22 protein-coding genes are annotated in these 26,707 nt (G+C 62.2%); 14 read left to right on the top strand and 8 right to left on the bottom strand.

Annotated features, from left to right (window positions below; genetic code table 11):
• Positions 1-17 precede the first annotated feature (17 nt).
• The 6 genes from ACR9Y2_RS04600 to ACR9Y2_RS04575 all read right to left on the bottom strand — a co-directional run bounded on the left by ACR9Y2_RS04600 (position 18) and on the right by ACR9Y2_RS04575 (position 5,289).
• Entirely contained in the window at positions 18-1,109 is a 1,092-nt protein-coding gene (locus ACR9Y2_RS04600; RefSeq protein WP_435039880.1) for a response regulator, read from the bottom strand.
• Between the two features lie 445 nt (positions 1,110-1,554).
• Positions 1,555-2,988, bottom strand: coding sequence for a DUF4097 family beta strand repeat-containing protein (locus ACR9Y2_RS04595; RefSeq protein ID WP_435039879.1), 1,434 nt, complete (start codon positions 2,986-2,988; stop codon positions 1,555-1,557).
• Positions 2,989-3,006: 18 nt separating this feature from the next.
• Positions 3,007-3,231, bottom strand: a complete 225-nt coding sequence (locus ACR9Y2_RS04590) for a LiaI-LiaF-like domain-containing protein (RefSeq protein WP_435039878.1) — start codon at positions 3,229-3,231, stop codon at positions 3,007-3,009.
• The gene (locus tag ACR9Y2_RS04585; RefSeq protein ID WP_435039877.1) at positions 3,228-3,953 is read right to left on the bottom strand and encodes a LiaI-LiaF-like domain-containing protein; all 726 of its coding nucleotides are present in this window, start codon (positions 3,951-3,953) and stop codon (positions 3,228-3,230) included. The genes ACR9Y2_RS04590 and ACR9Y2_RS04585 overlap by 4 nt, the downstream gene beginning before the upstream one ends.
• The gene (locus ACR9Y2_RS04580) at positions 3,950-4,612 is read right to left on the bottom strand and encodes an anti-sigma factor family protein (RefSeq protein ID WP_435039876.1); all 663 of its coding nucleotides are present in this window, start codon (positions 4,610-4,612) and stop codon (positions 3,950-3,952) included. Before ACR9Y2_RS04580 ends, ACR9Y2_RS04585 begins: the two co-directional genes overlap by 4 nt.
• Positions 4,609-5,289, bottom strand: a complete 681-nt coding sequence (locus tag ACR9Y2_RS04575; RefSeq protein ID WP_435039875.1) for an RNA polymerase sigma factor — start codon at positions 5,287-5,289, stop codon at positions 4,609-4,611. The genes ACR9Y2_RS04580 and ACR9Y2_RS04575 overlap by 4 nt, the downstream gene beginning before the upstream one ends.
• A 291-nt stretch (positions 5,290-5,580) precedes the next feature.
• Between ACR9Y2_RS04575 and ACR9Y2_RS04570 the strand changes: the two genes are divergently transcribed.
• The 5 genes from ACR9Y2_RS04570 (at position 5,581) to ACR9Y2_RS04550 (ending at position 11,654) form a co-directional block, all read left to right on the top strand.
• Positions 5,581-6,606, top strand: a complete 1,026-nt coding sequence (locus ACR9Y2_RS04570; RefSeq protein ID WP_435039874.1) for a lysylphosphatidylglycerol synthase transmembrane domain-containing protein — start codon at positions 5,581-5,583, stop codon at positions 6,604-6,606.
• Positions 6,603-7,064: a transcriptional regulator NrdR gene (gene nrdR, locus ACR9Y2_RS04565; RefSeq protein WP_435039873.1), complete on the top strand. Its 462-nt coding sequence runs from the start codon at positions 6,603-6,605 to the stop codon at positions 7,062-7,064. Before ACR9Y2_RS04570 ends, nrdR begins: the two co-directional genes overlap by 4 nt.
• Before the next feature lie 418 nt (positions 7,065-7,482).
• Positions 7,483-9,009, top strand: a complete 1,527-nt coding sequence (gene rpoD, locus ACR9Y2_RS04560; RefSeq protein WP_435039872.1) for an RNA polymerase sigma factor RpoD — start codon at positions 7,483-7,485, stop codon at positions 9,007-9,009.
• Positions 9,010-9,209: 200 nt separating this feature from the next.
• A complete protein-coding gene (locus tag ACR9Y2_RS04555; protein WP_435039871.1) occupies positions 9,210-9,983 on the top strand; it encodes an ABC transporter ATP-binding protein in 774 nt (257 codons plus the stop codon).
• Between the two features lie 12 nt (positions 9,984-9,995).
• Complete coding sequence (locus ACR9Y2_RS04550; RefSeq protein ID WP_435039870.1) at positions 9,996-11,654, top strand: hypothetical protein; 1,659 nt, start codon at positions 9,996-9,998, stop codon at positions 11,652-11,654.
• Between the two features lies 1 nt (position 11,655).
• Here the strand turns inward: ACR9Y2_RS04550 and ACR9Y2_RS04545 are convergent, their stop codons facing one another.
• Positions 11,656-14,271 carry an ABC transporter permease gene (locus tag ACR9Y2_RS04545; RefSeq protein ID WP_435039869.1) on the bottom strand — a complete coding sequence of 872 codons (2,616 nt, stop codon included), beginning with the start codon at positions 14,269-14,271 and terminating at the stop codon, positions 11,656-11,658.
• A 3-nt stretch (positions 14,272-14,274) separates the two neighbouring features.
• On the bottom strand, positions 14,275-14,613 hold the full coding sequence (locus ACR9Y2_RS04540; RefSeq protein WP_435039868.1) for a PadR family transcriptional regulator: 339 nt from the start codon (positions 14,611-14,613) through the stop codon (positions 14,275-14,277).
• 290 nt (positions 14,614-14,903) lie between these two features.
• On the opposite strand from ACR9Y2_RS04540, the gene ACR9Y2_RS04535 reads away from it, so the two are divergent.
• The 9 genes from ACR9Y2_RS04535 to rocF all read left to right on the top strand — a co-directional run bounded on the left by ACR9Y2_RS04535 (position 14,904) and on the right by rocF (position 26,706).
• Complete coding sequence (locus ACR9Y2_RS04535) at positions 14,904-16,580, top strand: PQQ-binding-like beta-propeller repeat protein (RefSeq protein WP_435039867.1); 1,677 nt, start codon at positions 14,904-14,906, stop codon at positions 16,578-16,580.
• Between the two features lie 21 nt (positions 16,581-16,601).
• Positions 16,602-17,141 (top strand): ECF-type sigma factor, encoded by a 540-nt coding sequence (locus ACR9Y2_RS04530; RefSeq protein WP_435039866.1) that lies wholly within the window; start codon positions 16,602-16,604, stop codon positions 17,139-17,141.
• 4 nt (positions 17,142-17,145) lie between these two features.
• Positions 17,146-19,410, top strand: coding sequence for a protein kinase domain-containing protein (locus ACR9Y2_RS04525; RefSeq protein WP_435039865.1), 2,265 nt, complete (start codon positions 17,146-17,148; stop codon positions 19,408-19,410).
• 32 nt (positions 19,411-19,442) lie between these two features.
• The gene (locus ACR9Y2_RS04520) at positions 19,443-20,855 is read left to right on the top strand and encodes a methyltransferase domain-containing protein (protein ID WP_435039864.1); all 1,413 of its coding nucleotides are present in this window, start codon (positions 19,443-19,445) and stop codon (positions 20,853-20,855) included.
• A 128-nt stretch (positions 20,856-20,983) separates the two neighbouring features.
• Positions 20,984-21,808, top strand: coding sequence for an arsenite methyltransferase (locus ACR9Y2_RS04515; RefSeq protein ID WP_435039863.1), 825 nt, complete (start codon positions 20,984-20,986; stop codon positions 21,806-21,808).
• A 51-nt stretch (positions 21,809-21,859) separates the two neighbouring features.
• A complete protein-coding gene (gene ggt, locus ACR9Y2_RS04510) occupies positions 21,860-23,638 on the top strand; it encodes a gamma-glutamyltransferase (protein WP_435039862.1) in 1,779 nt (592 codons plus the stop codon).
• Between the two features lie 6 nt (positions 23,639-23,644).
• Complete coding sequence (locus tag ACR9Y2_RS04505) at positions 23,645-24,475, top strand: sugar phosphate isomerase/epimerase family protein (protein WP_435039861.1); 831 nt, start codon at positions 23,645-23,647, stop codon at positions 24,473-24,475.
• Complete coding sequence (gene asnS, locus ACR9Y2_RS04500; protein ID WP_435039860.1) at positions 24,475-25,788, top strand: asparagine--tRNA ligase; 1,314 nt, start codon at positions 24,475-24,477, stop codon at positions 25,786-25,788. The genes ACR9Y2_RS04505 and asnS overlap by 1 nt, the downstream gene beginning before the upstream one ends.
• Before the next feature lie 6 nt (positions 25,789-25,794).
• Entirely contained in the window at positions 25,795-26,706 is a 912-nt protein-coding gene (gene rocF, locus ACR9Y2_RS04495; protein WP_435039859.1) for an arginase, read from the top strand.
• Position 26,707: the final 1 nt, after the last annotated feature.

The following is a 26,707-nucleotide window of genomic DNA, read 5'->3' as shown; positions in this document are numbered from 1 at the left end:
CGCTTGAGCTGCGGCCCCTAGGACCGCGGCTTCAGATGTTTCTCCACTGCCTTGACGAGCGCCTCTTCCTGGAACGGTTTCGTCAGGTAGTCGGTCGCTCCGGCCAGTTTGCCCTTCACCTTGTCGAAAAACCCGTCCTTGCCCGAGAGCATCAGCACTGGTATCGGCTTGGTATATGCGTTCTGCTTGATCGTCTTGCAGACCTGGTAGCCATCCATGCGCGGCATCGTAATGTCCAGCAGGATCAGGTCGGGGCGCTGCTCGTCCAGCTTGGCCAGCGCCTGCATGCCGTCCATAGCCGTGAGCACGCGGTAGCCGTAGCGCTCCAGCGTCACCGCCACGATCTTGCGCACCGTCGTGCTGTCGTCCACGGCCAGAATCAGCCGCCGGTTGCGCAGCTTCTCCAATGCCTGCTTCACCGTCGCTTCGCCCGGTTTCAGTTGGCTGGCCTTCTCCAGATGCGGCAGCGCCTCAGCCGAATGGTTGAGGTTCAGGTAAGCCCGAGCCAGGTTCAGATGGCCCTCGAAGGTCGGATGCGTCCGCATCTCCTTCAGCAGGCGCTGGATGGCCTCGCTGAGTGCATTCTCGTCCACGTCGCGGCTGGCCGCCAGGTCGTCCAGGCTCGCCAGCGTCAGCAGGGCGCCACAGCGTTCGCAACGCTCGATCGGATGCGTCGACTCGGCCATGCATAGCGGGCAGGGCCAAACCTGCGTCGCCGGGGTAGGGAAGGGCACCGGCGGCTTCTGCACGATGACCGGCGCGGGCTGGATTTCACCTGAGGAAGCCGCTGCCGCCGCCTGCTGCTTCTGGCCCAATGCCGCCTCGGCCCGCTGTTGCCGTAGCGCCGCCTCGCGCAACCTCTGTAGCGCCAGGGCGTTCAACGCATGGTGATTGTTGGGATTGATGTCGAGGACTTTGACCAGGCTGCGGTGCGCTTCGTCTGGCGTTTCCGCCAGCGCGGCATTCCATAGCCATGCCTCCTCGTTCTGCGGATCGCTGTCCACCAGTTCGCGGAACAACCGGCGCGCCATACTCTTATGGCCCAGTTTTGCCGCGGCGACGGCTTCCCGCAGTCGCACGTGCTTATTCGCTAGTTCCGCTTCAGCCATGTTTCTTCCAGCCCAATCTCAACGCTGAGCACACCTGTGATCCGGGGGCGTGACCGCGCAGGCAGTCCGTGGCTTTCGAGTCTGATTTATACCCACTAGTTTGGATACGACCTGATCACAACTGCTCGACCACCCATTGGAGCCCGGTTCCAGCCTCTACGGGCCGGTTGCCTCCTGGGCATCCAATTCAATCTGGTCCCCCCGCCGCTCATACTTCCTCGCCGAAAGGATCCGATGTTCTCGATAGAATTGAAGGTTTATTCTGTGGGATTCACCGTGGGAATAACAGCAAGCGGAGCACCCATCTCGGGTGGGCAGTGCTACCTAGCTCTTCTAGGGGGATTGCCAGTGAGCCTGGACCTGTGGTCCTACAGCGCAAACAAAAATACCGGCTGGCTTGGCGCCGGCCGGTATTTTATTGATTCGGAACTAATTAGTTAATCAGCTATTGATTGTCCGCGCGGGCCGGCGGCGCCGGCGGCTTCGGGGTCTTGGGCGGAGCAGGCAGTTCCTGCGTCGAAACCTCGCCCATACCCATCTTCCGTAACGTCACTTCGCCACGCGAAGTGGAAAGTTGGATTTCCGGACCCGATCCCAGTGTCCCGCGCAATCTCGCGCCGCGCTGCTCGCTGGTTTCCTTCAGCCTGTCGTCGAAATCGTTCGTGATTTCGCCGCGCTGCGTGGAAGCGTCCAACGAGAACCGGCCATCCTTGGGCAGCGCCAGTTCAATCGCCCCGGAGTGAACCTTTACGTTCATTTTGGCCAGCGGCAGCTTCGATTGCAGAATCTCCACGTTGCCGTTGTCGATGTTCAGGTCGATGGTATCCGACACATCTGTCAACCGGATATCCTTCGATTTGGCCCGCACCGTCATCGGACCCACCACATTGTTCGCCGTCAGCGTCGACAGGCTCAGCTGCAGTTCCCCGGGAATCCGCTCCACCCGGAAATCCGTTACCGCACTCTCAAAGCGCACGGTCTTGGCCAGCTTCCGCAGTGTCGTTTCACCGGAGTACGACCCATTGATCGTCACCTGCCCGGCGATATTTTCCAGTTCCACGTCCCGGCCGCGACCCTTCAGTTCCAGGTCACCCTTCAGATCGACTGCTCGAATGATGTCGCTCTTCCGCGTATCCACCTTCACTCGACCGCCGATATTCTGCAGCCTGACGCCCGCGTTGTCGCTATTGATGGTCACGTCGCCGGTCACATCGGAGATTTCAAAGTCACCGTAGCGGCCTCGCGTCTCAATCGAAGAGCCCTTCGGCACTGTGATTTCCAGATCGGTGGAAACCCGCTGCCCGTCCGCCCGGTCCTGGTTCCCGGATATGGTCACCGTTGTGCCGGCGGCGTTGCACTGCACTTTGGTCAGTGAATCCGCCTTGTCGGCCTCAATCCGGCTCAGGGCCCGGATCGATTTGCGGCCGGACACGCTCACCTGCTCGGTATCGGCGGCGATGATGCGCGTATTGCCGCGGACATTGTCGACCACGATGCGGGGGGTCTTGCCGGACTTCACGTCCTGGGCCGCAACTGAATAGTCGAAGCTCTCGCCGAATACTTCCACCCCGCCGATGGGAAACCGCCCCAGGCCGTTGCGTGTGAACTGCTGCACACCCCACACCGACGACCCGACGACGGACAGGATAATCACCAAAGCCCACTCGCCGCCCGAAATGCCACTGGTCGGCAGTTTGGCGCCCCGGAAGTAGCTCACCAGGATTTCTACCAGCCGCAGACCGCCCCAGGCGATCAGAAGGAACGGCCAGTAGCTCATGAAGAGCTCAAACAAAGGCAAATCCGGACGAATGTTCTTGAGCAGGAAGACGACGCCGATCACAATCAGGACCAGCGGACCAACCAACGAACCTCTTCTCATGGCCTTGTCCTCCCTTCCTTACAATTGCCCGTCCGGGCCCACATACGGGCCGCTTGCCGGAGTGGCGCTGGCACTCAGCGCCATCCGCTCGAATAACTTCATTAAACCCAGTAGAATCAGCAGTACCGGCCAAGTCTTGGTGAAACTGATGTCCTGAAACTTGTGCAGCGCCATCAGGCTGCCCAGGGCGATCAGCAGGATCGGCCCCCGTACCGCGCGAACCAGCATATAAGAGGTGTTCACAATACACCTCCCGGACCCGTGGGCGGATTCACATTCGAGTTGAAGGGCTCGGCCGGAGTCTCCGGCGCCGGACCGCTCATCCTCGAATACAGCATCCACACACCAGCCAGAATCAGCAGCGCCGGCCAGTATCGCAGCACCACACGCAGCCGCAGCAGTTCCAGGTTATTCAACAGGAACAATACGCCCAAACCGATGAGAGCCACCGGCACTACCGGCACCGAGCCCGGAGAGTTGCGGATCTGCACCAGCGACGAGAACTCATCCACCGGTTCGCCCAGCATCCGCCGCCGCGCCGTGTGGTACGCCTCGAATGCCATGTAGAACCAGAAAACCGACGTCAACATCACGAACAGTGGTTCCAGGCCGCCGGCCGCATCCGTCGAATTGATGCTGATCATCAGACCCAGCACCAGGACATGCACCAAACCCTTGGCGTATTGCCCGTTGTAGATGGCGCCTACGCCGGGGATCAGGCCCAGCAGGAATGCCAGGCCGGGTGAAACCCCCGGATTCGGGACTGCCCGCCCCGCGCCGTACGGCGACGAGTAGGGGTTGGCCGCCTGTGCTTGCGGCGGTACTTGTTCCTGGGCTTCCTGTGGCAGATGGTCTTCGCAATAGACCGTACCATGCGCCACTTTCGCCGTGTCTTCGGTTAACGGCTTTCCGCATGAACGGCAATACGCCGTCACGGGTTTCACATTCTCACTAGGAGCCGTCATTGTCTCGCCCTCCCGTCCTGCTTGTTCCCTTGCTGTTCCCCCTGGGGCTTCGTCTCGATCGGCCCTTCCATTGGCGAGGATTCAGTCTTCCCCGAGGCAGGTGCTACTGCCCCTCCACCCTTCTTCGTCGCCTGGGAATCGTCGGTCTCGTTCCAGTCCCGCAACGTCTGCTGCACTTCATACACAAGCCGCAGACTCTCGTAATACTTCTTCGCGCGATCCCAGGAGTGGTACGCCTTGTCTTCCAAGGTCGACCAGATCCTTGCCGGTTCCAGATCCGACGGCTTCAACTGCCTGATCGGGATACCCGCAAATCGCCCCAGCATCGAAAAACTCAGAATCGTCATCGCCATCCCCATGGCGAATTTCGGCTGGAGCACCGGCTCCAACAACCGCCCGATCCAGTTCTTCGCGCCGGCCTTCTTTACCGGAGCGGTTTTCCCGTTCCGGACTTCAAACAAGATCGTGTTGATCAGGGCCGGCGGCGGTTCCACGTCCGCCGCCTTTTCCATGAACTCTACCGCCGCACGCGAATCCTCAACCAGCTCCCGGCAGGCCTCACAAGTGGACAGGTGCAGTTCCACCGTAGCCTTCTCGGGCGCCGCCAGAACGCCGTCGACATAGTCGCAAAGCAGAGCCTCGAGATCGATGCACTTCATACGACCACCTTCTGCCGTCGCAGGATGCGGGCCAGTTCAGCCCGTCCGCGGTTCAATCGCGATTTCACCGTTCCCTCCGGCACCCCCAGAATGGTGGCGACCTCGCGGTACTCCAACTCCTGCAAGTCGCGCAGAATCACAGTCTCCCTCAACTCCGGCGACAGCTTCGCCAAAGCCGACTGCAATGCCTCGCTCGCCTCGCGTCCGGCCAGGATCGCATCCGTGCGCGATTCCAAAGCCGTCTTTTCCTCCAGCATGGGCAACTGCTCTTCAATGGAATCCGTCGCCCGTTCCATCTTGGTTCGCCGGTAGTGGTCGATCAGCAGGTTGCGCGTCAGCCGCGTCAACCATACTGCGAATGAACCCTCACCAGCCCGGAAACTCTTTACCGATTTGAAAACACGGAGAAAAACGTCCTGTGTCAGGTCCTGCGCTTCGCTGTCCTTGCCGGTAAAGCGGTAGCAGATCGCATACACACGCCGCGTATGCGCCTTGACCAGGTCTTCCCAGGCACCCTCGTCGCCTTGGAGGCAACGTTCCACGAGTTGTGCGTCGAGATCGAGATCACTCACGGTGGGGCGGCCCCAGGTGTTCCCCAAGCCCGAACCGGGGACCATCGCCAGCGGCGTCGCGCTGGTGCCGATCCCGGAGACGATTGCTTGAGGTACCGCAGCCATGCCTTCTTCCCTTTCTCACGGAAGGGACAACTGAAAACGGAGTCTTCACCAAATTTGGGACTGGTTCCGCGCCGGTAAGTCCGTCCGTTGCCTTCCAGTTTGAGAAACGAGGATTTATCATGAGAAGTTCGCTCAATCTGCAGGAGCCGGCTGTCGGATCTCTTATTCTAGTTCAATTCCTTGCAGCCAGAACCTCCAGCAGTGCCCGAATCCCCCACGTGGGGGAGAAGCGAGGACGACATTCCAAGCAACCAAGCGGCAACCTCCCCTGCGGCGGAAGGACACTGGCGGTTGGGCATCTGGATTATGCTGGCGGTCACGGCCGCCGGCTGCTGGTTTCTGGTGCGCCGTGCGGCCGATAACGGCTTTGACTCCAGGGTCTTCCTGACGACCATGGCCCACGCCGACTGGCGCTGGCTCGTCGCCGGTTGGGTGCTGGCCATCGCCAGCTACTATGGCCGCGTCCTGCGGTGGATGGTCATGCTTCGCCCCATCGCCCCGCTCGCCCGCAGCATGGACATCTTCACCGCCACTGCCATCGGGTTTTCGGCCGTTGTTCTCCTCGGGCGGCCCGGCGAGTTCGTACGCCCCTACCTCATCGCCCGCGCCGCCCACGTCTCTGTTCCGTCTCAACTGGCCGCGTGGCTGCTCGAGCGCATTTACGACACGCTCATCGTGCTCGCCATATTCGGTTACGCCCTGGCCGCCGTCGTCCAGTCCGGCCAGAAGGTCGGCCCTACTCTCCAATGGGTGCTTCAGACCGGCGGTTGGTTCACCGGCATCACCTGCACCCTCTGCATGGCAGTGCTCATCGGCCTGCAGCGCTATTCAGACCGGTTGGAGGAGCGCCTCAAAGCGGCCCTGACCATTCTCAAGGAGCATCATCAGGAGCGGCTCCTGCCCGTCATCTCCGCTGCCATGGACGGCTTGCGCTCCACCCGTAGCGCCAAGTCCATGGCCTTGCTCTATGGCTATTCCGCCCTGGAGTGGCTGATTATCTATCTCTGCTACCACGCTCTGTTCCTCGCCTTTCCCGCCACCGCAAATCTGGGCGTCACCAGTACCCTCGTCTACATTGGATTTGTGGCCTTTGGCGGCCTGGTCCAGATTCCAGGCATCGGCGGCGGTGTCCAGATCGTGGCAGTCCTCGTTTTGACGGAGTTTTTCCATATCGGTATCGAGCGAGCCACCGGCATCGCCCTGGTCACCTGGGCGATCACCCTCATCGGGATCGTGCCGCTTGGGGTCATCCTGGCTTTCCGGGAAGGCTTGAGCTGGCGTAAATTGCGCGAAGTAGAGCGAGAGGCGTCCATATGAATTGCCCGTTTTGCGGCTTCAAAGAAGACCGTGTAATCGACAGCCGTGAAAGCAAGGAAGGCGACACCATTCGCCGCCGCAGGGAGTGCCTGCAATGCGTCCGTCGTTTTACTACATATGAAAGAATTGACGAAGTGCCTTACATGGTCGTCAAAAAGGACGGCCGGCGCGAGAAGTTCGACCGCCAGAAGGTCCTCGGCGGCCTCCTGAAAGCCTGCGAGAAACGGCCAATTAGCATGACGAAGCTGGCTGAGTTGGTCGATGAGGTGGAAGGAAGGCTGGCGGACAAAGGCGAACGGGAGATTTCTACTACAGAAATAGGAGAACTCCTCATGAGGCAGTTGATCCCGCTGGATAAGATCGCTTATGTACGATTTGCGTCAGTATACCGGGACTTCCAGGACGTGGAGGCTTTCCTCAGTGAATTGAAGGACTTAATGCGTCAGAAGCGTGGCTGAACGGCCACATTTCCTGCCTTTACCTCCACCCCGTTTGTGACGATGCCTGTAACTATTTTCGGCCACAAGCATCCTAACAATAGGAACTTAACAAGCGGTTGAAACCATGCTATCCTAGTTCGGAGCGTCTAGCCGTCCCATACCAACTTCCAATTTCGTGGGTGCCCGGTCGGTCTGTCTGCGGGCCCGGTCATTGGGAGGTCTGCCACCGAACGAACTTTGAGCACCCTCGGCTGTCGGCAAGGAGTCCGAACAGGCTATTGCTATCGCTTGACTTTATGGAATCTTCTTTGTCGTGTACCAGCCCAGTGGCTCAGTTTCGAACCCCGTTTGCTTACGCCCCGATTCACCGGTTCGCCGGGCCTCAGGCTGTTGAAGGAATGCGCTTTTGAGGTCTGAACCTGGAGGCTTGCCACAAGTGGACAATTTTGAAGATCAGTTTCTAGCCGACTCGACGGATCCTCTTGGTTTACCCTTCGACGAGGAAACGAATTACTTCCACCCGGAAGACGTGCAGGAAGAGGAGTTCGCTGCCTCCCAGCCCGTCGAGGAATCAATCTACACCGACGACCCCGTTCGCGTCTACCTGCGCGAAATGGGCGCCGTGCCGCTGCTCACCCGCGAGGGTGAAGTGGACTTGGCTCGCAAAATGGAACGCGGCAAGCTTCGCATGCAGAAAGCGATCAGCCGCTCAGTCCTGGTTCAACTCCAGGTTGTCGAGATCGCTGAACTCATCCGCAAGGAAGCCGCCGACCTCGACGACTACGTAGACCTCGGCGATGCCGAAGAAGCTACCTCCGCTTTCGAGAAGCGCGCCAAAGAGCTTCGCGAGCAGTTTGCTGAACTCGTCAACCTCTACAAAAAGCAGGAGTTGGCCCACGAAAAACTCGACGCCACCGCCTCCAACAATAAAAAGGGCCGGCGCAAGGCGATCATGAAGTTCAACCGGTCGCGGGTGGAAACCTCCCGCGCCATCCGCCATACCCCCTGGCTGTTGCCCAAGTGGCGGATCTTCTCGAGCGCCATTGAAAAGGCAGCCGAGGAGATGGCTCAGCTTGAAGGCGAAGTAAAGCGGCTGGAATCGAATAAGAACGATAACCAGTCGAAGATCCGTGAGCTCAAGCGTGAGCTCAAGAAGCGCGAAACCACCGCGGGCGCCACCCTTTCTGACCTGCGCCACACGCTCACTGTCATTCGCCATGGCGAACACGAAGCGGAACGCGCCAAGAAAGACCTGGTCGAGGCCAACCTCCGCCTGGTCGTTTCCGTCGCCAAAAAGTATGTCAATCGCGGCCTGCACCTTCTGGATTTGATCCAGGAAGGCAACATCGGCCTGATGCGCGCAGCCGATAAGTTCGAATATCGCCGCGGTTATAAGTTCTCCACGTACGCCACCTGGTGGATCCGCCAGGCCATCACGCGCGCCATCGCCGACCAGTCCCGCACCATCCGCATCCCGGTGCACATGAACGAGTCCATGAACAAGTTCCTGCGCGCTACCCGCGAGTTGGAAAAGGAACTTGGCCGCGCGCCCACAAACGAAGAGATCAGCCGCCGCATGGACATCCCGGTGGAGAAGGTCCAGAAGCTCAAGACCATCTCCCGCGATCCCGTGTCACTCGAAACGCCCGTTGGCCGCGATGGCGAATCGGCCCTCGGCGACCTCATCGAGGACCGTTGGGTGGGCTCTCCCGTCGACGCCGTCATCGATTCGAACGTGCGCGACGAGACCGCTAACATTCTGAAAACACTCTCCCCGAAAGAGGAGAAGGTGATCCGGCTCCGCTTCGGCATCGGCTGCGAGCGCGAGCACACTCTCGAAGAGATCGGCCAGCAGTTCGACGTCACCCGCGAACGCATCCGCCAGATCGAAGCCAAGGCCCTCCGCCAGCTTCGCTCTCCGGAACGCGCCCGCCACCTGCGCGCCCTGCTCGCTGCCCGCTAACACTTTTATCGACGAGCGCCCGCCTCCATTCCAGCCGGCGACGCAATACCGGAGCCCCTCCAAGGGCTCCGGTTTTTCTTTGGCAGCCCCCTCCCGCCCCAGCACACTCACCCTCCTCCTGGCATCCCAGGAAAAAAGTCCTCCTCTACTTTGAACTTGGTACTAACCTTACGGTGGTCCGTCGGAGTCTAACGATAGACATGCTGGAAGCACGCAATCTGGCCAAGCATTACTCCGGAGTTCCAGCCGTGGAAGGCATCTCCTTCACCATCGCCCCCGGAGAGATCCTGGGCTACCTTGGTCCTAATGGTTCGGGCAAAAGCACCACGGTGAAGATGGTCACGGGTCTGTTGCAACCGTCCCACGGACAGATCCTGCTGGATGGCATCTCGCTCGATGGCGACCCCATTACCTACAAACGGCGTCTCGGCTATGTCCCTGAAGAACCACAGCTTTACTCGTTTCTTTCGGGACGCGAATACCTCCAGCTCGCCGGGCGCCTGCGGGAACTGCCCCAGCCCGCGCTGAACCGCCGCATCGATTCCCTCCTCGAACTTTTCGGACTCTCCGCCGCTCGCTACTCCGCCCTCGCCTCCTACTCCAAAGGCATGCGCCAGAAGATCCTGCTTGCTGGCGCCCTGCTGCACAACCCTGACCTCATCGTGCTTGACGAGCCGTTCTCCGGCCTCGACGTCACCACCTCACAGGTACTCAAAGCCCTCCTGAAGGACCTCGCCCAGGCAGGCAAGATCATCCTCTACTCCTCACATGTGCTGGAAGTCGTTGAACGCGTCGCCACCCGCGTCATCATCCTGCACAAGGGCCGCATCGTCGCGGACGGCAGCGTCGATGACCTGCGCTCCATGATGACTCTCCCCTCGCTGGAGCAGATCTTCACCCAACTCGTCCACCAGGACGACTCCGGCCACACCGCTCGCGCCATCCTGAATACCATCACGGACCGCACGGAGTAGAGGAGCCAGTCGATGTATAAAATCCTCTACCGGCACTTCCTCGCGCAGTTCTTCGAAAACGACCTCGTCGCCCCCCAGGGCGAACTCCGCTCCGGCGTCACCGGCATTCTCGGATTCGTGGCCATGCCGGGCCTGATCCTCCCGCTTTGGATGATGGGCAAGTACTCGTCCCTGATTGCCTTCATTCGCATGGAGCGTGTCGTCGATCGCGACGCCGCCACCTGGTCCGATAAGATCATCTATCTCACGCTCGCCCTCGTGATCCCGGCGCTCGCCATGCTCCTCAAGTGGGATTCCATCTTTCCCACCCGGCTCGACCACGCCATCCTCGCGCCCATGCCGCTGCGCCTCTCCCGCATTCTGCTCGCGAAAGCCGCGGCGCTGGGTTCGTTCGTGGCCCTGTTCGCTCTGGCGGTGAATGCCGGAGCCACCATTCTTTTTCCCTTGGTTGTCCTGGGTGATACCGGCACGCTATGGGATGCCATCCGGTACGTCGGCGCCCACTTCCTGGCCACCATGGCGCTGTCGCTTTGCGCCTGCACGTTCCTCATCGCATTGCAGGGCATCGGACTGACTACATTGGGGTTGGAGCGCTTCCGCGGCGTCTCGGCCGCTATCCAGTTCTCCATTCTTACCGCGCTGCTCACGCTCTTTCTGCTCTGCCCGTCGCTCAGCAACCTGGCCAGAAAACTCCACACCCTGCCCCAGGCCGAGTGGCTTCCGCCCTTCTGGTTCCTGGGTCTCTATGAAGTCCTGCTAGGCAAAGCAGATGCCGCCTACCGCGCCCTCGCTGTCACGGCCCTCCAGGCTCTGGCCGTCTGCTGCTTCACCGCCGTGGCCACCTATGCCCTCAGCTACCGCCGCCACTTCCGCCGCATCCCGGAAACCCTGGAACGCGGTTCGTCCTTCGCCGCGCCGGTCTGGGACCGGCTGGAATGGCTGGCCGGCCGCCTTCGCAAGGACCGCCGTCGCGCCGGCCTGCTGCTGTTCGTCCTGCAGACCTTCCTCCGCAGCCACACTCACCGCCTGCTTTTCGGAGTCTTTCTGGCTCTCGCTAACGCTGTGATTTTGAACGATGTTCTCACCATGGTGCTCACCACCAGCCGTGAAACCGACATCGTCCTCTCCGCACCACTCATTGTCAGCTTCTTCCTGCTAACCGGCTTCCGGTTCCTCTATGAGATCCCGGCCGACCTGCCGGCCCACTGGCTGTTCCGCATCGCCGCTCCCGCCCGGCCGGTTACCTTCCATGTGCTGATGCTGGCCTTCGTCATCCTGCTCACCACGCCCATCAACTTCCTGCTGCTGCCCGTCAGCGACGCCATCCTCCACTCCGGCTACTGCGGACTATTGGCCATCGTCCTCGGCGAAGCGCTCTTCGTCGGGTACCAGAAGATCCCGTTCACCTGCACCTTCGGTGCGGCTAAGTGGAACGTTACTTATTCCCTCTTCATCTGGTTCCTGATCTTTATCTTCTATACCTGGGTAGCGATCAGGGTGGAGCTGCATCTCGGCGCCAGCCCGGTCGCATTTGCGGTCGTCTACACGCTGCTTGCCCTGGTTGCCTTCTGGCTGCACCGCTACCGCAACCAGCTCTGGGCGGAAGATCCCGAGCTGCGTTTCTACGATGGCCAGGCGCCAACCGTCCAGACGCTCGACCTGAATGGCTGAGCTATTCCGCCCGCAGCGTGACCGCCGGATCAGCCCGGCCGGCGCGTCTGGCTGGCCCCAATCCAGACAGTAAAGCCACTAGAATCAATACTGCCGGAGCCAATATCCACGACACCAGATCACTGCTGCTCACCCCGAACAGCAGGCTCCGCAGGGCCTGTCCCGCCGGCCAGGCCAGCACCAGTCCCAGCACGGCGCCGGCAGCAGCCAACTTGCCCGCGTGCCGCAAGACAATCCCGCGCACGTGCCCGCTGTCCGCCCCCAGGGCCATGCGGATGCCGAACTCCCGCAGCCGCAAATCCGCCGTATACGAAACCACCCCATACAGTCCGAGACAGGCCAGCAGCAGCGAAGCAAACCCAAACAGGGAGACCAGCCCCGTCATCATGCCGCGCCCCTTCATGACCCTCTGCACCCACTCGTCCATCGTCCGCACATCATAGACCGGCTGCTCCGGATTCTCGCGGTGGATCTGCTCGATCACCGCTTGCGCCAGCAACTCTGGAGGCCCGGTCGTCCGCACCGCCAGCGCGCCGCGGTCCTGCGTCCGCTGGCTTTCCGGCCAATAGACCTGCGAACGCTCGTCCTTCTCCGGCGAGTCGTTCCGGATATGCCCCACGACACCGACGATCTCCGCCCACGGCCCCTTGAACGACGGGCCGCCGATGCGGAACCGCTTGCCGACGGGACTCTCCGCCCCAAAGACAGTCCGGGCCAGCTTTTCATCGATCAAACCCACGGCTGCCGTGTGGGCCCGGTCGCTCTCCAGTAGTAGCCTACCTCGTTTCAATGGGATACCCATTGCCTCAAAATAGCCCGGCGTGGCTGAACGCCAATCGGTCGTAAAGCGGTCCGTCCGCCCTTCAAACTCAATGCCGCCGGTCTGCGCAATACCGCTCATCGGCAGCCGGTTCACCAACCCCGCGGCCGTCACCCCCGGCACGGACATCACCCGTTGAATCAATCGGTTGTAGTAATCCGACACCTGCTCGTCTTCAGGAAACCGGGCCCTGGTCACGGCCAGATGCAGTGTCAGCACGCGCTCCGCCGTAAAGCCGGGCTGCACCCGCAGTAGTTCCGAGAAGCTCCTCAGGAACAGGGCTCCGCCAAAGAGCAGCACCACCGTCACCGCCACCTGGGCCACGACCAGAATGTTCCTGGACCGGCCGCCGCCGGCCACCGAACGCGTATTCGCTCGCAGCCCGGCCGAGGGCGACTCCCGCGCGGCCATCCGTGCGGGCAGCAGTCCCGCGAACAGGACCACCAGCAGCGCGACCCCGATGGCGAAGAGCAGCACTGGACCATGCAATCCAATCGACTCGATGCGGGGCGTATCTGTAGGTAGGTATGGGATTAACACCCGTAGCAGCCACAACGCCAACAAGGTTCCGCCGGCAATGCCGACCATCGCCAGCGGCAGTACCTCGGCCAGCAGTTGGCGGCGCAGCCGGTCGCCCGTCGCGCCTAGGGCCACTCGCACCGCAATCTCCCGCGACCGGGCGCTGGCCCTGGCGATCAGGAGGACGCCCAGGTTCATCGCTCCAATCAGCAGCAGGCAGCCCACCGCTGCCAGTAGGACGTACAACGTGCCGCGTACCTGCAGCGCGTCGCTCTCCGCCAGCGGCTCGACAATCGCCCCAAGCTCCGCCTGGTCTCCCTTGAAACTCAATGGGTTAGCGATCGCCAGCCTGTGCATCAGCGCGTCCAGTTCCGCCTGCGCCTGCTGCATCCGCACGCCCGGCTTCAACCGGCCCACCGCCCTGTACTGGTAGTTCAAATCGGCCTGCTGCTCATCCGGGGGGATGTAGAGCGGCGTCCAAAGCTCGAAGTCCTTGGTGGGGTAGGCATAGGCGGGCGGCATCACGCCAATCACTTCGAAAGGCTGGCCGTTGAGCTGGATCTTGCGCCCAACGACGCTGGGATCCCCGCCAAACCGGCGCCGCCAGAAGCCGTGGCTCAGAATAGCCACTTTGGCATCGGCCCGTTGCTCCTCCTCGGTGAAAACGCGGCCCAGCATGGGGTTCATGCCCAGCACGCGTGGCACGTTGTAGGAAGTACGCGCACCCTGCAATCGCTCCGGAGAGCCATCTCCCGTGAGATTGAAGTTCGCGATGGGGCGCGTCAGCCCCACGTCCTGCATCTGGGTCAGGCCGGGCCGCCAGCGCAGCCACAGCATCGCGTTCACGTTTAATCGCCCGTTGCCCGTCTTCGTCCACGTGGGCCAAAGGGCAACCAGTTGTTCCTGTTGCGGGTAGGGCAGCGGCTGCAGCAACACCCCGTAGACCACACTGAAGATGGCCGTACTCAGCCCAATCCCCAAGGCTAAGGTGGCGCAGATCACGCCGGTCCACACCGGGGTCCGGCGCAGCATCCGCAGTCCGTAGCGCGCATCTTCCAGAAAACGCTGGACGCCAGACAGCCCCCAGGTCTCTCGCGACTCCTCCTGGATCAAAGTCAGATTGCCGAACGCCCGCCGCGCCGCGCGTTCCGCCTCCGCCGGATCTTCCCCGGCCGCTACACGTTCCTGGACTTCGATCGCCAGATGCGCTCGCAGCTCTTCCTCCAGCTCAATCTCTTCCTGATTCCGGCGCCGCCACCAACGGATCCAGCCGAGCATGGTCTACTCCTGTGGGCGCATCACCCGCGCCATGGTCTTCACGAACAGCTTCCACTTCGTCTCTTCCTCGATCAGTTGCTGCTTGCCGGCCTCGGTCAACCGGTAGAACCGGGCACGCTGCTTGTTCTCCGTCATGCCCCACTCCGATTCGATCCAGCCTTCACGCCTCAGGCGGTGCAGAGCCGGATACAGGCTCCCATGCTCCACTTGTAGTAATTCATCGGACTTGGCCCGGATCACCTGTCCGATTCCGTGCCCGTGCTGCGGTCCCCACTGCAGCGTCTGCAGAATCAGCAGATCCAGGGTCCCTTGCAGCATTTCGAGCTTCCGCGGTTTCTCCATGTGGTAGAGAGTCTACTGCCACAGGTGGTCGAAGATCTACCACTATTCACAGTCCTGTCAATCTGTTTACTTTTTTCTCGATTGCTGTCGGCTTTTCCCCGCGGATGCTGCGTAGTGTGGCAGGGGCTGTCAGGGACGCCTGATTTGGTGTAGCGTCATCATCCTGATCCGGGTCATACGCCGCGTCCAGTTCACGGAGGAGAGCGTCCTTTCCGCCCCCCAAACAACTGCTGGGAAGAACCATGAAAAAACATCTCGGAACTACGCTTGCGCTGGTCTGTGGGTTGGCTATGTCTTTGACTGCTCAGGAGAAATGGGCACTGGAAGCACCTGCCTCGGTGAAGTGGTCGCGCGTCATCCTGGGCGGCACCTACCTCTTTTCCACGGATAAGGGGCTGCATGCTATCGATACGGAATCCGGCAAACTGCTCTGGACCCGGGCCGACCTGGGCAAACTCCTGGAATTCAACATCGAAGAAGTGGCGGGCATCCCGCTGCTCTTCATCGCCGAAAACAGCAGCCGTTTCTCGAACAACTCGAGCCTTGTCGCCATCAGCCTCGAGACCGGCGAGGATGTCTGGAAGACCGAGAAGATGAAAGGCGTCCTGATCGACCTGGTCGGGCACCGCGCCGAGAACCTGGTGGTTGCCCTCTCCTGCGAGTTTGCCGGCAATAAGGTGCCGGTCCGCTACATGGGCTTCGACATGGCTACCGGCCAGGTACGGTTCGAAGGCGCCATCAAGGACAAGGCCGACCTGTATATCAATGAAAAGAGTGGCAAATTCATGCCGCGCGTCGACCTCGACGGGCACGCTCAACCCACCTTCGAAGACGGTGCCATGTATCTCGCCTACGCCGGCCTCCACAAGATCGACACGAAGACCGGTAACGTCCTGTGGGGCGCTCCCTTCGACGTCACCGAGGGCCACTACAAACGTACGAATTCGTCACCGGTTGTCGACGGCGGGCTCGTCTACAGCTCGGCCAAGGGCATCGTCCGCGCCTTCGACAAGGCCAACGGCACCCTCAAGTGGACCTCGTCCGACTTCGGTGCGGCCATTCCCGAGATCCTGGTCCGCAACAACCTGGTTATCGCCCGCATGGGCGGCACCTACTTCGATTCCAGCAAGCGCGAGTTTGAACTGAAGAAGCCGCTGGGCATCGTGGCGCTCGACTCCGGCTCCGGCCAGTTGAAGTGGCGCTACGACGGCGCCAAGGAATCGACTACCAACATGGTCTACGACGCCCCATCGAACACGGTTATGATCGCCGACGCCCGCGCGCTGGTTGGCCTGAAGGCGGACGCCGCCGGCGGAGCCAAGGAGGCCTTCCGCGTCCCGCTGGAGTTCAAAGCCAAGTCGAGCGGAGGCAAGAAGGCCGCCAAAATGGCCGGCAAGTTCGCCCTGGGCGGAGTGCGCGCCATGGCCCGCAAGGACAACAGTGAGGAAGATTTTCCGCTCGCCCTGGTGCCGCGCCAGAACGGCACGGTGGTCGTTCGCGCTAAACAACACCTGTTGTCTTTCAAGCCGGCGACCCGCGAGATCGCCTGGGGCGTTGAATACAAAGCACCTGGGCTACCCGGCTGGCAGAAACTGGCCACCACGGCGGCCTTCGCCATGGCCTACTACATGAACACCGGCACCGCGCTCAATACGCAACTTGGCACGTCCAGCAACACCCTGGCCAACAACATGCGCCAGGACAACATCTCGGGCATGTTCGGAGCATGGTCCAAGCGCTTTAGTGCAGCCAACGCCACGTTCAACTACGCTTACATGCTCACCGACGTGGAGATGGACAACAAGGGTGCGCCGGGCATCGTCGGCGTGAACCTCGACAGCGGCGAAACCGAGCAGGAAGTCGTGTTTAACGACCGTGAGCCGGACTACGTCGTCGACGAGTTGCACGGCATCGTGGTCCGCACACACAAGTCCGGGAAGCAGATCGTCGCGTCCTCCCTGCGCTAAGTTAAACTGTTTCATTCGGTTATGTCTGATACCGCCGAGCCGCGCAACACCCTCGACGACCAACTCCCGCTGGTCTACGAGGAGTTGCGCCGGCTCGCCGCGTCCTACCTGCGCCGCGAGCGCACGGACCACACCCTCCAGCCAACCTCCCTCGTCCACGAGGCTTACCTGCGCCTGCTGGAGCAGCGCGAAACCGGCTGGTCGAACCGTGCCCAGCTCATTGGTCTCGCCGCGTCGATGATGCGCCGCATCCTGGTGAACTATGCCTGCGCCCATGTCGCCCTCAAGCGGGGCGGCGGCGCCCTGCGCATGTCCATCGACGAGCCAGACTCCTCAGATCCCGCCTCTAAACCTACGTCCACGGTAGACTTACTGGCGCTGGACCAGGCTCTGGACCAGCTCGCACAGTTCCATCCGGAATGTGCCAGAATCGTCGAGATGAAATACTTCGGCGGCCTCAACTTCGAAGAGGTGGCCGAGGTGCTAGGCATCACCGAGCGTACCGTCCAGCGCCATTGGCGCACCGCTCGGGCCTGGTTGTTTGCCCGGTTGTCCACCTGAACCCATGCAACCCGCGCTGACTCCGGAACAATGGCGGCAGGTCGCCCAGATCTTTGAAGCGGCCGTCGAGGTGGAGCCTGAGGCGCGCGGACACTTCCTCGACGGATCCTGTCCCCCGGACGCAGCGATCCGCGCTGAGGTGGACCGTATGCTCGCGGCCGACCAGTCAGCCAACACCTTTCTGGAGCACGACCCCCTGCCCGAGTTCTCGACCGTGCTCTTTCGCCCGGAGGAAGGTGCGGTGGTCGGGTCGTACCGCCTGGTCCGCGAACTGGGTTCGGGCGGCATGGGCGCGGTCTGGCTGGCCGAGCGGGCGGACGGCTCGTTCGCCCAACAGGTCGCCATCAAGTTCAGCCGCACCGGGCTGGTGACCGCGGCCGCCGAGCAGCGTCTGCGATCGGAGAGGCGGATCCTTGCCCAACTGCAACACCCGCATATCGCCCGGTTGCTGGACGGTGGCTCCGTCGGCCCCGGAGTCCCTTATTTTGTAATGGAATACGTCGACGGCCAGCCGCTGCTGACCTATGCCCGGCAGCGCCAGTTGTCCCTCCCCGAACGGGTCAGAATCCTGGCCGACATCTGCCTGGCGGTCCACTTCGCGCATCAGCGGCTGATCGTGCACCGCGACCTCAAGCCGGCCAACATCCTGGTGGATTCCGGCGGCCGCGTCCAACTGCTGGATTTCGGTGTCGCCAAACTACTACATCCGGAGGAGGAAAGCGGGGCCGCGACCGGTTTCTATACGCCCGGCTATGCCAGCCCGGAACAACTCGCCGGCCTGCCGGTCACCACAGCCTCCGATATCTTCTCCCTCGGCCTGATCACGTTCGAGTTGCTGACCGGTGAGCGCCCCAAGGCGGCGGCGGGGGAGGATCTGCCCGCACCCAGCAGCGTCAACCCGGCCGTCGACCGTGATCTGGATTCGATCGTCCGGCTTTCCACGCACCGCGAACCGGACCGCCGCTATCCCTCTGCCCGAAGTTTGGCTGAGGATCTCCTGCGCTACCTGGAAGGACGCCCCGTCACCGCCCGCCCGGATACGGTTTCCTACCGGCTCTCCAAGTTCGTCCGCCGCAACCGCCGTGCGACCACGATCTTGGCTGCGGCGATCCTGTCCACGGTCGTGGCGGTCGGACTGTTCTCCTGGCAGTGGGGCCAGACGCGCCGGGCCGAAAACCAGGCCCGAGCCCATCTGGAAGACCTCCATAGACTCGCCCTGAACCTGCTCTTCGATTACCACGACCGCGTCGCCCGCCTGCCCGGCTCCACCGCGCTGCGCGAGCGCATCGCCAGTGACGCGCTCAACTACCTGCAGAAACTGGACCGCGACGCACAGTCAGATAAGTCACTGAAAGACATTAGCCTAGACATCTCCACCGCGTGGCTGCGGTTAGGTGACGCACAGGGCCGGCCATGGAGCGCCAACCGTGGCAATCCGGCGGAAGCACTGCGCAGCTACCAGGAAGCGGAGAAGTGGGCGAGGCAGGTGGTGGCCAACGCGGATCGTGATCGCAGCCGGCGTGCCCTGGGTACGGTGTTGCAGCGGCGCGGCCAGTTGGAGAGCCGGTTGTTCCGCTGGCCGGACTCTCTACGACACTTGCAGGAGTCGGTCTCCCTGTTTGGCGCCACGCAGCAGAGAGCAGATCAGGTGCTACTCGTCTCCGCGCTCAGCGCCTGGGGCGATGCCACTCTGCGCAGCGGCGGTGCCCCGGCCGAAGGCCTGGCCCGCCTCACGGAAGCACGAACACTGGGCGAGCGGCTCGCCCCGGTGGCCTCCAACGATCCGGCTCTATTACGATCTCTTGCAGTTGTAGAACAACGGATCGGCAACCACCTCGCCACGCATGGTCAACCGGCCGAGGGCCTCCAAAGTCACGTTCGCGCGCTGGCCTACTTGCAGAAATTGACCGAACTCCAACCGGGCGAGCCAGCCCTGCTGCGCGATCAGGCCGACGAGCTTGTCATGAAAGCGGAGGCGCAAGCCCGGGCCGGCGACGTGCCCGGCGCGCTGGCCGATTGCGACCGCGGCATCGCCATTCTGAAGCGTCTGGCGGAGTCAGACACTACAAACGTCGAATCATCGCGTGATCTGGGCTATGCCTGGTACTCCCGCCTAGCCGCCTATTCCATCGGGAACAAGCGCTGCGACGAGGCGGCCACCCGCGAGGCCCTGCGTATATTCACGGCGATCGTCGCCGGACCCTCGTCCACCAGGGAAGATGAGGAGTCCCTGGCCAGCCTGCGGAGCCGCGCCATTGGTTGCCAGTGAATACTGGCCTGCGGTACAACTTAGGGGCAAAGATGTCAGATCCAGCCCAGTCGATCTCGGTCAAACGCGCGCAGGTGGACTTCCACAACTTCGCGTCGCTGGGCGAACCGGAACGGGCGCTGGCTGCCTATGCCGACGAGAATTTCCGGCGCGGCTCCATCCTGAAAGCTCATCGGGACTTCATCCCATCGCTGACCCCGTTCCTGGAAGTGGGCGCCAACGCCGGGCACACCTCTTACTTACTGGCCAATGAGTTTCAGGCCGACGGTTTCGCGCTGGACATTTCGGCCGACGCGCTCCGCTACGGCCAGTTTCTGCGGACTGCCTGGAATCTGGAACGCTCGCCGATCCTCACCGCCGGCGACGCCACCCGTCTGCCGTTCCGCGACAACTCGCTGGCGTTTGTCATGTCGTTTCAGACGCTTTCCCAGTTTCTCGACATCGAGAGCGTCATTCGCGAAGTGCACCGCGTGCTGGCCCCCGGCGGCGTCTACTACTTTGCCGAGGAGCCGGTCCGCCGCAAGTTGACGATGCGGGTCTACCGCGCACCTTACCCCGAGCGAATGAAGCCGTTCGAGAAGCGCCTCTACGACAGCGGGCTGCTCGATTTTATGGCGATGGACGTGATCGGGGCCGACCAGGAAGAGTCCTTCGGCATCCGCCAGAACCACCGCTTCGGCCTGCGCGAATGGTCGGAACTGCTCCATAAGTACTTCGAGGAGTGCCGCTTCGTCACCTTCCCGCGCCAGCGCGGCTGGGCGAACCAGATGGTCCAGTGGATGCTGCGCCGCATGCCGGGCAATGCCGAGGCGCGCATCGCTGACTGCCTGGGCGCGACACTCGCCGCCTTTTGCCGCAAGCCCGGGCGGCTGCCGGCGGAGCTTCCGCTCACGGAGGCGCTGGCCTGTCCCGACTGCGGCGCCCCGCTTCCGTTCCAGACGACTGAGCTGATGGCCTGCCCCCAGTGCGCCTATCAGGCGGTGAACGAATCGAATGTCTACAATCTGTTGAGCACCAGTCTCAAAGCGGAGCTCTATCCCGGTAACCGCGCGGATACATTGGACTTCTCCAAACCGGGCCACGAGGAAGGGCTCGTCGAAGGCTTCTACGAACTGGAAGGCGACTTCGGCAGCAAGTACCGCTGGATCGGCGCCCGCGCCGTGGTCAAACTCGTCCGCATGCGGGCCGGAGCGCCCCTGCTGCGCGTGCAGGGCTACGCGCCGTCGGTGGCGAAGGTCGAACTGCGCGCCAATGGCCAGTCCATCGGGCAATGGAAACTGGACCGGCCGGGCCTGTTCATCCTGGAGGCTCCGCTGGATGAGGCGCCCGAGTATCAGGTGGAGATCCTGGGCTCCCCCGTCATCACCGAACCAAACCAGAAACCCGGCGAGGGCCGCTTGCTGAGCGTCAACCTCTCCCTCATCAAACTGCTACCCCGCGAATAGCAAAATCGAAGATTCCTTCAATTGCCGCTTGCCTTCTTCTATAATTCCACTATAGTAGAATTATAGAAACAAGCCGTAGCAATGCCGTGGCAACTCCAGTCACCCCATTGCAGGAACAGGAGATTACTATGAGCACGACAGATGTAAAACAAGCAGTGCAGGATCGCTATGGAAAGGCTGCCCTGCGTGTGGTGGAAGGCGAAGCTTCCTGCTGCTGCGGATCAAAGAAGGCCGTGGCCTTGGGTGCGAACGACCCCATCACCGCCAATCTCTACACAGACGACCAGGCAGCCCAGATCCCCGAGACCGCGGTACTCGCCTCGCTCGGCTGCGGCAACCCTACAGCCTTGGCCCAGCTGCACGAAGGTGAAACCGTGTTGGATCTCGGCTCCGGCGGCGGCATCGATGTGCTGCTTTCGGCCCGCCGCGTGGGCCCTACCGGCAAAGCCTACGGTCTGGACATGACCGATGAAATGCTCGCCCTGGCCAACTCGAACAAGGAGAAGTCCGGCCTGGCGAATGTCGAGTTCCTGAAGGGCGAGATCGAGCGCATCCCGCTGCCGGACAACTCGGTCGACGTCATCATTTCCAACTGTGTGATCAACCTCTCGGCCGATAAGGACATGGTCCTGAGCGAGGCTTTCCGGGTGCTGAAGCCGGGCGGCCGCTTCGCGGTCTCCGACGTAGTCACCCGTGGGGAAATCCCGGCCGATGTGCGGCGCAGCGTCGAGCTCTGGGTGGGCTGCATCGCCGGCGCGCTGGACGAACAGGATTATCATGCCCGGCTCGCCAAGGCCGGCTTTGAGAACATCGGTTTCGAACCCACCCGCGTCTACAAAGTCGAGCAGGCCCGCGAGTTCCTCGACGGCCAGGGCATTGATGTAGAAGCCATCGCGCCGCTGGTCGATGAGAAGTTCATGAGCGCCTTCATCCGCGCGACAAAGCCCGTCTAGTCCATACTCCGTGTCCAGGGCGGCACGATCGCGGTAGTACAATTGGTTTTCATGCGAAACCCGCGAGTTTTCGCCGCCCTGGCGCTGGTCTGCGCCCTGACGATCCCCGCCCCGGCGCGAGAACCGGTGCGTACCCGCAAGGCCATGGTGGTCTCGCAGGAACCCAACGCTACCGATGCAGGTGTTGCTGTGCTCAAGGCTGGCGGCAATGCCGTCGACGCAGCCATCACCGTCGCCATGACCCTGGCCGTCACCCATCCCAGGGCCGGCAACCTGGGCGGCGGCGGTTTCATGCTCATCCGCCTGGCCAACGGGACCAGCACGTTCATCGACTTCCGGGAGCGCGCTCCGCTCAGCGCCACTCGCACGATGTACCTGGACAAGGATGGCAAGCTCACCAAGGACACCCAGGTAGGCTGGCGCGCGGCCGGAGTGCCCGGAACTGCCCGCGGTCTCGAATACGCCCACAAGAAGTACGGCACGAAGCCCTGGGCCAGCCTGCTGAAGCCCGCCATCGACTTCGCCTCACAGGGCGTCACACTCACCTACGCCGAAGCCCGCAATCTCTGCGGCAACCGCGAAGTCATGGAGCCCTTCGCCGAATCCAAGCGCATCTTCCTGAAGGGCGGAGCCTGTTTCGAACCCGGCGAGAAGCTGGTCCAGCCCGAACTGGCCCAAGTGATTGGGCGCATCGCCAAGTTAGGCGCGAAGGACTTCTACGAGGGCGAAACGGCTCGCGTTTTTGCCGAGGAATCGAAAAAGGCCGGCGGTGAGATTACGCTGGAAGACCTCAAGGCCTACCAGGTGCACGAGCGCAAGCCACTCATCGGCGAGTATAAGGGCTACCAGATCATCACCGCGCCGCCCCCGTCTTCCGGCGGAATCGCCATGTTCCAGATGCTGGGCATGCTTGAAGGCACGGGTTATGAAAAGGCCGGTGCCGGATCCGCCAGCGCCACCCACTTCATGGCCGAGGCCATGCGCCGCGCCTACGCCGACCGCGCGCGCTATGTGGGCGACCCCGACTTCGTTAAGATTCCGGTCAGTGGCCTGATCAACCGCACCTACACCAGGAAGCTCTGGGCGAATGTCGAGCCCGACAAGGCCACACCCAGCGGCGCCATCCAGGCGGGCGATCCGGCGCCTTATGAATCGTCCGAGACCACGCACTTCAACGTGATCGACGAGCAGGGCAACGCCGTCGCGCTCACTTATACGATTAACGGCCTCTACGGCAACGGGGTCACCGTGCCGCGCCTGGGCTTCCTGCTCAACAACGAGATGGACGATTTCACCACCAAGCCGGGCGAGGCCAACATGTTTGGCACGGTGGAAGGTGAGGCGAATTCGATCCAGCCGCGCAAGGCGCCGCTGTCGTCCATGACCCCCACCATTGTGACGAAGGACAACCAGCCGTTCCTGCTGCTGGGCGCGCCGGGCGGCTCGCGCATCATCAACGCCGTCACCCAGGTGCTGCTCTATGTCATCGATTTCGGCATGGACGTGCAGCAGGCGATTGATCAACCACGCTTTCATCATCAGTGGCTGCCGGACACGCTCTACCTCGAGCCTGGATTCTCGCCGGACACCCGTGCCGCGCTGGAGAAGATGGGCTATAAAGTGGCCGGCACCTCGGGCGTCGCCAGCGTCGAAGCGATCATGGTGGAACGGCCCAAAGCCGCCCAAGCCTCGCGGGGCGGGGTGGTGGCGGACGGAGCCACCGCGGTCCGTTCGCGTTCGAACAGCAGTAAAGATACCTGGATGTCGCGCATCACCTGGATCGCAGGAGCGCAGAATGGACGCTCTTCCGGCAAAGCGGCCGGTTACTGAAATCGTATGGAACACGCACTCTCCACCCACGTTCTCGTCAATCACCGGCTCAACACAGTCTGGCTCGACCGGATATGGAATGCCGGCATCCCCAAAGTGGAGATCTTCTGCGCCAGGCAGCACTTCGACTACCGCGACATGTCGCAGGTGAATGAGCTGGGCTACTGGTTCCGCGACGCGCAGTTACAGTGCCACTCGCTGCATTCGCCCATGTTCAACGACGATTGCTGGGGCCGCAGCGGGCCATCCTCTGTCGTCACGCTCACCGACACTTCCAAGCCGCGCCGCCTGCAATCCGTCGAGGAGATCAAGCGCGCCATCGAGGTGGCCGAGAAGTTCCCCTTCAAGTACCTCATCCAGCACTTCGGTGTCTCGGGTGAAGAGTATAGCGACGAGAAACTGGATGCCGCCTTCACCGCGCTGGAGGATTTGCAGCTCTTCGCCAAACACCGCGGCGTGGAGATCCTCATCGAAAACATCCCCAACCGCCTGAGCAGCGCCGAACGCCTGCTCTACTTCAGCGGCATCACCCACCTTGACCTGAAATTCTGCCTGGACCTGGGTCACGCCCACATGATGGAAGGCATTGCACCCACCTTCGCCCTGCTGCAGGACCGGCTGCGGTCCACACACGTCCACGACAACGACGGCAAGGATGACAAACATCTCTTTCCGCTGCTGGCCGAGGGCGGCACCATTCCCTGGAAGCAGACCATGGATCTGCTACGCACCCGGGAGTCGCAGTATCCGCTCCTGTTGGAGGTCAAGGACTCACCCGCCTTCCCGAATCCCATTGATGCGGCCCGGCAGGCCTTTGACCGATTGGAGAACCTTTGATGTCTGACTACCGTCGAATCACCATTGCCAGCGCGGGCCAGCATACCGGCGAACCCGTCGAAATTGCCGGCTGGCTCTACAACCTGCGCAAGTCGGGGAAGATCATCTTTCCGATCATCCGCGATGGCAGCGGGACCATCCAGTGCGTGGGCGTGAAAGCCCAGTTGCCCGAGGATGTCTTTGAAGCCCTGAAGAACCTGACCCAGGAATCCTCCGTCATCATTCGCGGCCGGATGCGCGCCGAGGCGCGAGCCCAGGGCGGCTTTGAGATGGATATCGAAGGCGCTGAGATCGTGCAGCGCGTCAGTGAGGAGCATCCTTACCCCATCACGCCCAAGGAGCATGGTGTCGAGTTCCTCTTCGACCAGCGCCATCTGCACCTGCGCAGCCGCCGCCAGCACGCCATTCTCAAGATCCGCCACGAGATCATCAAGGCCGTCCGCGACTACTTCGACTCCAACGGTTTCACCCTGGTCGACTGCCCCATCTTTACGCCGGCCGCCTGCGAAGGCACGACGACGCTGTTCGAAGTCGACTACTTCGAGGATGAGAAGGTCTACCTCACGCAGTCCGGCCAGCTCTACAACGAAGCCACGGCCGCCGCGTTCGGCAAGACCTACTGCTTCGGCCCGACCTTCCGGGCCGAGAAGTCCAAGACCCGCCGCCACCTCACCGAGTTCTGGATGGTGGAGCCCGAGATGGCCTACGCCGACCTGGAAGATGTGAAACGCGTCGCCGAGGAACTGATCGTCTTCATGGTGGGCCGCGTCCTGGAGAATCGTAAAACCGAACTGGCCACGCTGGAACGCGACATTACCAAGCTGGAAGCCATCAAGCCGCCGTTCCCGCGCATCAGCTACGACGAAGCCGTTGAGATCCTCAAGCGCAAGGGCAGCGAGATTGAATGGGGTGGCGACTTCGGCGGTACCGACGAAACCCTGCTCAGCGAGGAGTTCGACCGGCCCGTGATGGTCGATCGCTATCCCGCCGCGGTGAAGGCCTTCTACTTCCAACCCGCACCGGAGCGGCCTGAAGTCGCACTGGGCGTCGATGTCCTGGCCAGCGAAGGCTACGGCGAAGTCATCGGCGGCGGCCAGCGCGTCCACGACTACGACCTGCTGGTGCAGCGCATCAAGGATCACAACCTGCCGCCCGAGGCGTTCCAGTGGTATCTGGACCTGCGCCGCTTCGGCAGCGTGCCGCATGGGGGTTTCGGCATGGGCATTGAGCGCGCCGTGGCGTGGATCTGCGGCCTGGAACACATCCGCGAAACCATCGCCTTCCCGCGCATGCTGTACCGCACGCGGCCCTAGGAGCATATGGCGCAAACAATCGCGATTCTCGGAGCTCCCCTCGACCTCGGCGCCGGACGCCGCGGGGTGGACATGGGCCCCTCGGCCCTGCGCGTGGCGAATCTGAATGCGAAGCTCGTCTCCCTCGGCTACAAGGTCGAGGATTTGGGCAACGTGTTCGCCAGCCAGCAGGAGAGCTCCCGAATCGGCGCCGCCCACGCCCGCTACCTGAAACCGATCGCCGAAACCTGTGTCGAGTTGGCGCATAAAGTGGAGCGTGCGGCCGGGCAGGGCAAGTTCCCGCTGGTGCTGGGCGGCGATCACTCAGTGGCGGTCGGCACAGTCAGCGGCATGGCCCACCATTTCCTGAAGAAGAAGCAGAAGCTGGGCATCATCTGGCTGGACGCGCATACCGACATGAACACGCCGGACTCGTCGCCCAGCGGCAACGTGCACGGCATGCCGCTGGCGTGCCTGGTGGGGTACGGCCCCAAGCCGTTGACGCACCTCTACGGCTACGCTCCCAAGGTGGACCCGAAGAACGTCGTGTTGGTGGGGATCCGCGATGTCGACCTGTCGGAGCGCCCCATTGTGAAGCAGAGCGGCGTGCGTGTCTTCACCATGCGCGATATCGATGAGCGCGGACTGCGCTCGGTGATGGAAGAGGCGGTGATGATCGCCTCGGAAGGTACGGCCGGCATCCACCTCTCACTGGACATGGACGGCGTGGATCCCGATGAGGCGCCGGGTGTTGGTACGCCTGTGCGCGGCGGCTTCTCCTACCGCGAGGCCCACCTGGCGATGGAGATCCTCAGCGACTCGCGCCGCGTGCGTTCCATGGAAGTGGTGGAAGTAAATCCGGTGCTCGACACTGCTAACCGGACCGCCTTGCTGGGCGTCGAACTGGTGATGTCGGCCATGGGTAAAAGGATCCTCTAAC

Origin of the sequence: Paludibaculum fermentans, from assembly GCF_051172195.1 — a bacterium.
Classification (GTDB): Bacteria; Acidobacteriota; Terriglobia; order Bryobacterales; family Bryobacteraceae; genus Paludibaculum; species Paludibaculum fermentans_A.
This window is presented reverse-complemented; position numbering and strand designations above follow the sequence as displayed.